Here is a 2,336-nt window from a genome sequence, read left to right on the forward strand (position 1 = left end):
TTTTTTGATAAAAATATTACACAAGAGTATCTTGAAAAAAATATCCCACCTAAAATTACATTCTATGATAAAGCAAGCCCTACGGCAGAAATAGCAAGCATGATACTTTTTCTTATAGGGTTAGGCATTTCATTACTTTTTTCCTTAGTTTTCTTAGGAACTTAAAAACTTCTAATTCTAAGGGATCATTCGTTAGAAGCCCAATATCATGGATTACGCTTGAGCCTGTATATGGGCTAGGTTGGATTGTATATAAATAATACAGATGGTGTAGTGATCTATTTAAATAATTCATCTAATTTTGAGAAATAGCAATGAGCTATACGCTGTATAATTTAAGCTATAATTTAATCAAGTTAAACATTTGAGCAAATGGATTTTTTATGGTGGTTAAAAAAATAGCAATAATAAATATTTTTATTTCCCTATTATTCCTATATGGATGTTCCAGTGAAAACAAACAAGCTAAGTACTATGTTTACGCTGAAATAAATAAGAAAGAACACTTATGTTATGTCAAAAAGCCATTAGTTAATGAGAGATATAAAGGTGACCTTATACAACATGGCCGTGAGGAGAAAATAATAAATTGTAAAATTATTTTACCTAAACAATTTAAGGATAAATATAGCATGTGTGTGCTTTCAGGGGTTACAGTTGATGGCTCAGATCATAGTGGCGAGACTTACTTAAAAGGATGGTCTTGTGATGTTAGTCCTGTAATTAGTGAAATTACAATGTATATGAAATCAAAAGCAACCAGAGGTGTTGTTAGCTGTAATATGCTTTGTATTAAAAAATAATGAGAAACCTAACTGTTTATATTTTTGCTTCGATGGGCACATATCAAATATGTTGGCTAAATTAATTTAATAAGGCCAAGGAGTGACATATGATCAAGACAGCCACCTGTTGAATCATAAGTAACTATGAATTAGAGGGAAAAAACGTGGAAACTTACAATGTTTATTTGATCAATTTCCAACCAGAGCCAATAGAGCAACATAGACGAGAAGGTTTTGGAACTGAGCAAGAGGCAAGAAATTATATTAATAATCCCACTGGAGCAGCCGTAGGAGATTTATGGCTAATCGTTAAAATCCCAGCACGGGGAAATGGATATGAATTGATTGATTTTGTACGTAGGTAGGTATTGGAATGGAATCTAATAAGACACTTTTAGTAGGTTGCGGTATAAATATCGCCTTTAACCAGGCTTTTAATGTCAAAAGTAGTTTTTTTAGATCAAATTTTACATACGCTGAAATATTGCCAACAATGTTTAATGATACAAGCGACTCATGCGACCTGAAATCAAAATTTAAAATGTATTTGAATAATTATAACAATGATTTAGAGGAATTTTTAAGATATGATTTTTCGAGTGCTATTGGTTCACTTTGTGAAAATGAAAGAGAGGAAATTAAGAATGAGTTTATTAGGATCTTAGGACAGAATCATAGAGAGCCAACTTTTAAACTTTCTCTTCAGGATGGGGATTTTCAGCCTTTTAAAGAAAACGTAAAAGCCTATAATCGTATTTACACAACCAATTTTGACTTAAAGTTATATTTTCTAATGGCAAAGTTAGAATTGTTTGGCAATAAGAATAATAAATACAAATCATTTAATGATTGTTTTTACCTTAGAAAAAACGAAAATTGCAACGTAGGTGATTTTGAAATATATCCATTCAATGAAACAAACCCCAAATTTTGGAGTCTTGTGTATTTGCATGGTTCAATGCATCTATTTAGTCACTCTGAAACTGGATTTGATGCCTTAAAAATAGCAAATGTACAATCTAGAAATCTTATTGAAAAAAGAGAAAAACTCTGTAGAAATGGTCAGTTTCATGACCTTTTTGTACTTGGTGGTACAACTGAAGAAAAATTGAATATTATAGAGCACAACAGTTATTTGAAAAAAGCATTAGAATCTTTAAAAAATATTGAAGGTGATCTGGTGATATATGGTTGTTCTATAGACGATAACGATGCTCATATCTGGAAGGCCATTTGTGACAGCAGGGTTAACAATATTTATATAGGAATATCTACGGATTGTAGCGACAGAAATTTTGATAGAATAAATGAACATTTCAAAAATAAGAAGATAACCTTCTATTGTCATGATGATAATAACATTTGGGAAGATGGATGGATAAATAAATAAAGTAACAGAAACTTCGTAACTCACTTATCTTCCGTTAACATAAAATAGAATTCAATCCCCATAAATCGAAAGAACGAAAGAATTACTTTAGCTGGATTTCCTGCAACAAGTTTAATATGGCCTTTTAATCTGTGGCTCTACCCCAAATAAAGGGGCATTTT

General features: G+C 31.1%; 3 protein-coding genes. All 3 read left to right on the forward strand.

Annotation, left to right across the window (positions count from 1 at the left end; translation table 11 throughout):
- The first annotated feature begins 383 nt into the window (after positions 1–383).
- The 3 genes from OK13_RS13545 (at position 384) to OK13_RS14020 (ending at position 2,175) form a co-directional block, all read left to right on the forward strand.
- Positions 384–803 carry a hypothetical protein gene (locus OK13_RS13545; RefSeq protein ID WP_035891673.1) on the forward strand — a complete coding sequence of 140 codons (420 nt, stop codon included), beginning with the start codon at positions 384–386 and terminating at the stop codon, positions 801–803.
- A gap of 146 nt (positions 804–949) precedes the next feature.
- The gene (locus tag OK13_RS14720) at positions 950–1,150 is read left to right on the forward strand and encodes a hypothetical protein (RefSeq protein ID WP_035891675.1); all 201 of its coding nucleotides are present in this window, start codon (positions 950–952) and stop codon (positions 1,148–1,150) included.
- Between the two features lie 8 nt (positions 1,151–1,158).
- Positions 1,159–2,175, forward strand: coding sequence for a DUF4917 family protein (locus OK13_RS14020; RefSeq protein ID WP_052117698.1), 1,017 nt, complete (start codon positions 1,159–1,161; stop codon positions 2,173–2,175).
- Positions 2,176–2,336 lie beyond the last annotated feature (161 nt).

The sequence above is a fragment of the Legionella norrlandica genome (genome assembly GCF_000770585.1).
Lineage (GTDB): Bacteria > Pseudomonadota > Gammaproteobacteria > Legionellales > Legionellaceae > Legionella > Legionella norrlandica.